This window comes from Gilliamella sp. B2824, assembly GCF_026536245.1.
In the GTDB taxonomy this organism is placed as follows: domain Bacteria; phylum Pseudomonadota; class Gammaproteobacteria; order Enterobacterales; family Orbaceae; genus Gilliamella.
Genome location: NZ_JAFNON010000019.1, coordinates 1 through 6,665, shown reverse-complemented (window position 1 = coordinate 6,665; position 6,665 = coordinate 1). Strand labels below are relative to the sequence as shown.

Genomic DNA, 6,665 nt, shown 5'->3' with positions numbered 1-6,665 from the left:
GTTTGGCACCAATCATGTTTGGTGATGAAACCTTTGGTGATAGAATTTATAACGAATCATCAGGGGATAACGATAGCAACAATAACAAATTGGGAGGTGCAGGGGCTATTACAGCAGGTGGTGCGCCAGGATTACCACCTGATGATGATCATAATAATAAAGATAAATCATCAGCAAGTGAAGATAAGTCCCAGACAACATCTAATGGCTATAAAGTTTCAAATGGCGCTGATAAAGTTATAGATAAAGCCGATTTGGAAAATCCTATTGTTCAATCTCGTATTAATATTCAAAATGGTGATTCAGCAAAAGGTTGGAATCATGTTTTGAATAGACATTTTAATAGTAATAGTAATGCAAGTCAGTTTACTATTAGTGAAGCAGAAGCTAAATCACTTATTGGAAGTGATCAAGTTAGGAATGTCCCAATTAGCAATACAAGATTTTCTATTATTAAGGGAACAAATACCCAACAGAAGATTTATGAACGAGTTATTACCCTTGATAAAAATATTGGAGTCGATAAGTTTAGTGGAAAACCAACTAATACTATAACAATACTTACAGATAAAGCTGGTAATTTAATTACAGCAACACCAGGAAGAATACCTTTATGATGAACGAAGATGAATTAATTGAAAGAAATTTGGCTAATTTTCATAAATTGGAAAAGGAAAAAATTTATCCTTTTTTCTTGTCAGAATTTGGCGAATTAACATCTGCATATTTTATTTATCAAAATATAGATCAGTATGCAGATATATATACTTATCTTGTTAATGGTAAATATGTTATTGAATTTGATGTTTCAAAAATAGATCACTCGATAACGAAGAATTCAATAATAACTGTCGATGAATATAAAAAGTCAATACAAGGGAAAGGTAGAGCAAAAAAGGAAAGCAGGGAATATTTAGATAAAATTATGAAAGAGATTTATACAAACTGATTTATTTTGGCAAGCTATTTTCCCAGTTCTGCGATTCCCATCGCAGAACTAAATTAATCATTTATCAACAATGCGATCTACTTCTCAAGTTAGCGCCATTTTTAGCGGTGATGGTGACGGATTGGCCTGTGGTGAATCCGAGTTCATTTAGCCGGTTGTCTTTAATGGTAAATTAAGGGGGGGAATACCCCTACCAACGTTAGAGCGATCCCCAACGGTGTAATAAGTTGTTCATCTTTAGCAGGGCTGTTTTTGGTTTAGAATAGACCTTAGTTAAAATAACTACCTCTTAGTGTCGAGTTGTTGTGATTAGCAGATTGGTTGCCGAGCTACAAGGCAACTCAGGACTTGTTGGTGGTGCAGGTGCTGTTGGGGGTGAACTGGCAGCGCAAGTCATTCGAAAAACATTCTATGGGGATAAAAACGACAACGAATTAACCGAAGCAGAAAAACAAAACATCAGCGCACTCGCCCAACTGGCCACGGGACTGGCTATTGCCGTTGCCGGGGGAGATGTGGGTGATGCTGGCACCGCTATTGCTGCCGGTACGAACTCGGTTGAGAATAATTTTATGGCCTTGCAAGTAATGGATGAATTTGACCGTGATTATCGAGATGGTTTGTTACTATTTAAAGGTGATGAAAAAGCAGCAACTGATTATGCTAATGAAATGATTCGAGATAGAGCAATTGCAAACGGTGTTGTAACTGGTGTTATTGTTGGAGGTATAATTCTACCTAATAGTGCAATCATTGGTGGTTCATTAAGTGGTGCTATCAATGCCGGAATGCAATATACTTTAAATGATGATGGTAGCATTAATTGGACTGATGTAGGAATTGCATCAGGAGTTGGTGTTGTTACTGGTGGTGCAGGGACTGGTTTTTGGGGGACAATAGGTTGGAATGCTACAGGTGGTGCAACATCAAATTATTTAAAAGATGAAGAACCGTTAATTGGTGCTGCAGCTGGTGCAATAGGATCTGGTTTTGGTTATCTTGGCGGCAAGATGTTACAAGGTTCATTAGAAAAAATGTTTAATCCAATTTCAAAACAATATGAATGGGTTCCTATTGGAATTTGGACTATTACTAAACCCGCTTCTCACAGTTCTATTCCGGCTATTTCCGGGGGAGTCGTAGGCTCTGCTACAGGAGAATTAATTCAAAAGAATATTAATGATCTGATGAAGAGTAAAAAAGATGAAGAAAAATAGAAAATATTTAGTATTGCTGTTTCTATGTATAACGATGCCTTTAATCTTGTTTTTTAGTATTTTAATTATAAGTTTAATATTTTCATTTTTGTTTTATTTTAAAACAAATGAATTTGTAATTAATACTAAAGATATATATATAGCTTGTAAACTAGCTCCTTTTGGTATTCCTGTAGGAATCTATATGTGGTATTTGGAGTGTCGTCGTTTAAGAATTAAGATCTTTGGCAAATAATTAAGATCCCAGCGTAAAAACTGGGATTTTTTATATCCGAGATCCTCATCGTAGCACATTGTTTTTTGTTCAGCTAATCCAATCTTGTGTGCTAATAATGTAGCAACGAGGTTAATCGAAACGGTTGGATTTGAAGGTAATCCAGCGGCAGGTTTTGGGATGACTGCTAGCGTATTTGCTAATTCATTAAGTAAGGCTGAATTAAATGACCTTGCCGCAATAATGGAATTATATAAAAATAACCTAATAGAAAATCCATCAGCCCTATTAAATGAAATAAGAACGACTCTTAGTGAAAACGGGGCTTATAAAATTGTTTATGATAGAGCAAATAATACAATCATTAAACAAATTAATGCCGGAAAGGGGACAGGAGGATATTTAAATAAACCCGAACAAGGAGGAACATTAAATATCGGTGCAGGAAATAAGCCAATTGAAGGCGCTTATAATATATCTCATCCTGATTATCCTATGGGAAAAGGTGTTTATCCTGGCAATGCTAATGATTTGCCAAATATTGCAACAGGTTCGCAAAATAGAATTATTATGGAAAACCCATATAAGTATGATCCATTGAATAATGAAATTTTGAGAGTTTTATCAAGTGAAGGGACTATTACTATTAAAGGATCCATATCAAATGGGACTTTAAGAAATCTAGAAAAGAATGCTTCCGATAAAGGTCTTGTTTTAATTAATAAAACAAAGGTACCAAACAATGGTCATACACAAACTAATGGTAAATCAATTGGAAGTAGTGAATTAATCGAATATACATTTAAAAAGAAATGATGCTATGAATTATAAATTAGATATAACTAATCATTATGCAACAATGATTCATTTTGATGAAATGATAGGATTAAATAATTTTATTAGAATCCCCGCGATTACAGAAAATTTATCATCATTATATGAAATTAATCTAGAAAATATTGCAATTAATTTATATACCGATGAGCCTTTCTATAATATTATTTTAAAAAAAAATCCTCATAATTTTATTAAAAACAATGAGGACCCTGTTGTATTATTGAAAAAAGCAAAATTAATTATAAAAAACCCCAAATGTGCTCAAATTCTTATGGTTAATGAAAAAGATTATTTTCATTCTTGGCGAACACAGTTTCTTAAAAATGATTTAGCAATAGTTTGTTATGCAAACAGTCTTACTTTTCAAGACACAATGGTTTATGTAAGAGTTATTTTTTCTGGAAGTATTGAATTGTTATTTAACGAAGAAAATATGATATTACATACGGCAGGGTATGATGTATTTATAAATCAAGATCAGATAAGAGCTTTAAATGAAGAAATGCACCAAAAAATTCAATATAAGAAAATTAATATTGAAGATTTAAAGTTCAATAATAAAAAATCTCATTTGTGGAATAGAAATTACTTTGCTCAATATTTTTCTCAAGAAGAGAAATTTGATTATCGTTGTATAGCGATAAAAGATTATGATGGTACTGATGAATAGAAAAAGTATTTGTGAAGGTTAATTTGCTGGAAAGGAAATAACAAAGATAAGATAGGTTGGAAATGCTGCTTCGGAATTATCAGCGTTACCTCATCTTGTTCTTGAATTGTCGTAGCAGATAAAGGAGGTAATGGTTCTGGGATAGGATACCCTTCATTTTGATGAGATCCACCATAAATTTCATAAGTTTTTAGTACTGCATTTTCGAAGTTACTATCTCCCCTTGGATCAACTAATGCAAGATCAATTAATTTCCTTTGTTCGAACGTTAGACTGGTTAAAAAAGATTCGGCTTCAGCAATACTTAATCCTTTTGCAACTAGTACATCAACTGCTGTAATTGTTACTTGTTGCCCAAATGTTCCAGGTCGAAGAACTCGCCAAGCAATTATTGTAGCTTGAGCCAGATAGTTATTCTCAACCGCATTTTTACTCGCAGCGATAGCGGTGCCGGCATCACCCACATCTCCCCCGGAAACGGCAATAGTCAGACCGGTGGTCAGTTGGGCGAATGCACTGATAGTGCGTTTATCTTCTTCAGTTAAGTCTTTTACATCCTTGCCGTAATTATCCGCAGTAGAGGCTAGGTGGTTTTATACCGTCGGTTACGTGCCACAAGGCACAAAGCCCAACCTCAGACCACAATTGGCTAAATGAACTCGGATTTACCACCGGACAACCCGTCACTATTACCGCTAAAAAAGGCAAGCTGATTGTCCAACATGCGAATTAGATCGCATAATCAAGAGATAATTAGTTCGGTTCTGCGATAGAAATCGCAGAACTGGCAATAAATTAATCTTCTTTTATATATGAATCAAAAACATTAGGATCTTTATCGCTTGCGACTAATATTCGACCACATGAAGGGCAAATATAAACTTCTTTAGTATCTTTGTCATATAATTCAGTCAACTTATCTGCATATGAATCACTCCGTATTTCATCCCAAGTAGAGAGTATTTTCATAAGATTTTTCAGAGGAACAAGATTATATAAAAAATCCTCTTCCATAGTATTATTATCCATAATACAACCACATGGACATTTAAGTTTAGACATTTATTTAGCTCCTCTAGTAGGCCGATCATAACGAATAATTTGACCTTTAGAATCTTGGAAGAATAAAGTGTTTATATTGTTTGCACTAGGTTTCCCCCAAGTTCTATTAGCTATTTCGGTTATTTTACTTTTTGATAGATTTGCTTGAGTAAGCACAGAGTTCGTTTGCTGATTCTTTTTCTCTATACCATTCAAAATAGTTTTTATTTCCAATTTTTGTGGGGTATAAACATCAATTTTACCAATCCCATCAATATGTAAATCAGATGTCCTTGCTCCTGAGATTCCTTTATCAAAAGCAGTTGCTCTATAAGTTACTTTACCTTCACGAACTACTGGTAGATAGTCATTTTCATTTGGTATCACTTTTTCAGCTTGTCCAGTTTTTCCCTTATTTGCAAGTTGATAGCAACACTTGCGAAGTAGATCGCATAGTTAGTAAATAATTAATCCAGTTCCGCAAGATAGATTGCCGAACTGGAATTTCAGATGAAAAAAAAGAAAAAATAAAATATAAAATTTTAATGATCAATCCTTCCAACCATAGTCATCTTTCATTATTTGATAAAATGCATCACATACATCATGTTCAGAGTTGTATTCTCCAATATAATTTTTACTGCTTCTTTCAACATAAATTAATTTCCATTTATTATTTTCCGGTACAATACATAAGCTCATTCCATTTTTAAGCCCATCAAGGCTATATGACATATGGGGAACTTTTTTAACTTCTAAAATTTTTTTTAACTCATCTCTATTCATTATTTTATTACCTCTTTTAAATAACCATTATCTACATACCATTTTACAGGTTTTGATAACTTATATTGTGTTCCTTGACCAAGCTGGCCGAACCACGGTAAAACTTTGCTTTGTGATACATCTTCTATTGGTTTTATTATTTCATAAACTTTATAAGGAGAATTTAATGATGTTGATGGTAAGGCTCTTGCCTCAAATGCAACTCCTTCTGGCGAAATATAGAAACCAGCAGTACTTCCATATCTATCAACAAAATCACCTGGTTTAAGTGTCACTTTTTCGACTGGCCCATAAGCCCCACTATTTGGTGGCCAAATACCTAAATCTTCCTGAACTTTTCCTTCCAATTTACTGTGTTCACCAAAATTACTTGATTCATTACCTTTTTGGTTTTTTGCAATATTGGATTCAACATTACCTTTGATTATACTTTGAAGATGCGTATTTGTACTACCGGCTCCTAATCGGTCTATCATTTTATTAAGGGCTGTCATTGATCCTGCATTATTCGAATCAGATAAATAATCTTTGCTTGCTTCATTTAATAATTGTACTAGATTAGTTCTATCTGTATCTGTTATGGCGATATCAGTTGCAGCTAAAATTGCCATTGCTGTGCCGATTGGCCCAGGTAAATATTGCCCAATTTGTTCTGGTGCCCGCATCCATAATTCAGCATAATCACTACCATTTGGCATTCCTTTACCATTTATCAGGTCATTTAATGCCTGAACAGCTTCCTCCTGTGTTAAGTAACCATTTGCTGCACCATGTAAAATCGAGTCATAGTTTGCTCCTGTTTCAGGTGAAAGACCTACAATATCCCCACCAAATCCACCATCAGCCCAACTTAATCCATTATTCTCAACCGCATTTTTACCACCAGCAATAGCGGTATTAATATCCTGAGCATCACCACCTAATGCGGCAATAGCCAGTCCGGTGGCCAGT

9 protein-coding genes and 2 pseudogenes are annotated in these 6,665 nt (G+C 34.4%); 6 read left to right on the top strand and 5 right to left on the bottom strand.

Annotated elements, in window-relative coordinates; all coding sequences use genetic code 11:
- From J3U56_RS11770 to J3U56_RS11750, 5 genes and pseudogenes are all read left to right on the top strand, one after another.
- Positions 1 to 617: pseudogene (locus J3U56_RS11770) on the top strand (hypothetical protein); the annotation flags it as partial.
- On the top strand, positions 614 to 949 hold the full coding sequence (locus J3U56_RS11765; RefSeq protein ID WP_267367866.1) for a hypothetical protein: 336 nt from the start codon (positions 614 to 616) through the stop codon (positions 947 to 949). The pseudogene J3U56_RS11770 and the gene J3U56_RS11765, both read left to right, overlap by 4 nt.
- A 305-nt stretch (positions 950 to 1,254) precedes the next feature.
- On the top strand, positions 1,255 to 2,166 hold the full coding sequence (locus J3U56_RS11760) for a VENN motif pre-toxin domain-containing protein (protein ID WP_267367864.1): 912 nt from the start codon (positions 1,255 to 1,257) through the stop codon (positions 2,164 to 2,166).
- 394 nt (positions 2,167 to 2,560) lie between these two features.
- Complete coding sequence (locus J3U56_RS11755; RefSeq protein ID WP_267367861.1) at positions 2,561 to 3,196, top strand: hypothetical protein; 636 nt, start codon at positions 2,561 to 2,563, stop codon at positions 3,194 to 3,196.
- A gap of 4 nt (positions 3,197 to 3,200) precedes the next feature.
- On the top strand, positions 3,201 to 3,887 hold the full coding sequence (locus tag J3U56_RS11750; protein WP_267367858.1) for a hypothetical protein: 687 nt from the start codon (positions 3,201 to 3,203) through the stop codon (positions 3,885 to 3,887).
- Here the strand turns inward: J3U56_RS11750 and J3U56_RS11745 are convergent.
- A pseudogene (locus J3U56_RS11745) lies at positions 3,866 to 4,426 on the bottom strand (VENN motif pre-toxin domain-containing protein); the annotation flags it as partial. The gene J3U56_RS11750 and the pseudogene J3U56_RS11745 sit on opposite strands and share 22 nt — an antisense overlap.
- A 56-nt stretch (positions 4,427 to 4,482) precedes the next feature.
- On the opposite strand from J3U56_RS11745, the gene J3U56_RS12230 reads away from it, so the two are divergent.
- Entirely contained in the window at positions 4,483 to 4,620 is a 138-nt protein-coding gene (locus J3U56_RS12230) for a SymE family type I addiction module toxin (RefSeq protein ID WP_416380360.1), read from the top strand.
- Positions 4,621 to 4,682: 62 nt separating this feature from the next.
- Here the strand turns inward: J3U56_RS12230 and J3U56_RS11740 are convergent, their stop codons facing one another.
- From J3U56_RS11740 to J3U56_RS11725, 4 genes are all read right to left on the bottom strand, one after another.
- Positions 4,683 to 4,949, bottom strand: coding sequence for a hypothetical protein (locus tag J3U56_RS11740; RefSeq protein WP_065620135.1), 267 nt, complete (start codon positions 4,947 to 4,949; stop codon positions 4,683 to 4,685).
- Entirely contained in the window at positions 4,950 to 5,315 is a 366-nt protein-coding gene (locus tag J3U56_RS11735; protein WP_267367851.1) for a hypothetical protein, read from the bottom strand.
- A gap of 162 nt (positions 5,316 to 5,477) precedes the next feature.
- The gene (locus J3U56_RS11730) at positions 5,478 to 5,714 is read right to left on the bottom strand and encodes a hypothetical protein (RefSeq protein ID WP_267367849.1); all 237 of its coding nucleotides are present in this window, start codon (positions 5,712 to 5,714) and stop codon (positions 5,478 to 5,480) included.
- Positions 5,714 to 6,665 (bottom strand): glycohydrolase toxin TNT-related protein (locus J3U56_RS11725; protein ID WP_267367847.1); only part of this gene is annotated, 952 nt, incomplete at its 5' end. The genes J3U56_RS11725 and J3U56_RS11730, both read right to left, overlap by 1 nt.

What these genes read in the sequence shown, in the direction of transcription:
- J3U56_RS11765 (WP_267367866.1), top strand. Translation starts at nt 614, where the DNA reads ATGATGAACGAAGATGAATTAATTGAAAGAAATTTGGCTAATTTTCAT.
- J3U56_RS11730 (WP_267367849.1), bottom strand. Translation starts at nt 5,714, where the DNA reads ATGAATAGAGATGAGTTAAAAAAAATTTTAGAAGTTAAAAAAGTTCCC.
- J3U56_RS11750 (WP_267367858.1), top strand. Translation starts at nt 3,201, where the DNA reads ATGAATTATAAATTAGATATAACTAATCATTATGCAACAATGATTCAT.
- J3U56_RS11755 (WP_267367861.1), top strand. Translation starts at nt 2,561, where the DNA reads ATGACTGCTAGCGTATTTGCTAATTCATTAAGTAAGGCTGAATTAAAT.
- J3U56_RS11740 (WP_065620135.1), bottom strand. Translation starts at nt 4,949, where the DNA reads ATGTCTAAACTTAAATGTCCATGTGGTTGTATTATGGATAATAATACT.